The 244-nt window shown below is 47.1% G+C and carries 1 protein-coding gene; it reads right to left on the bottom strand.

Going from position 1 to position 244, the window contains the following annotated elements; all coding sequences use genetic code 11:
* A partial coding sequence (locus tag AB4585_RS26975; RefSeq protein ID WP_372171811.1) for an ATP-dependent endonuclease occupies window positions 1-244 on the bottom strand: 244 nt, incomplete at both ends.

The raw sequence follows: 244 nt of genomic DNA on the forward strand, positions 1-244 counted from the left end.
GTCAATATCAAACGCGCGAGCGACTTTGAGTAACGATTTTAGCCCTGATTGCGCGAACTCAACGATTTGCACACCCTCGGCGGCCAGATCATAGCCACACAATTTGGCTAATTCGTTAAATAGCCAGACCTCAGTTTCACCTTCAACTAATAGCCAGCACCTTGCAAATAAAGCGCTAGAACGATGAAAGCGTATATGAAACCCGACACGTCTTAGTTCGTCTGAAGAGAGCATCTCAGGGCGA

Origin of the sequence: Vibrio sp. 10N.222.49.C9 (assembly GCF_041474985.1) — a bacterium.
Lineage (GTDB): Bacteria > Pseudomonadota > Gammaproteobacteria > Enterobacterales > Vibrionaceae > Vibrio > Vibrio crassostreae_C.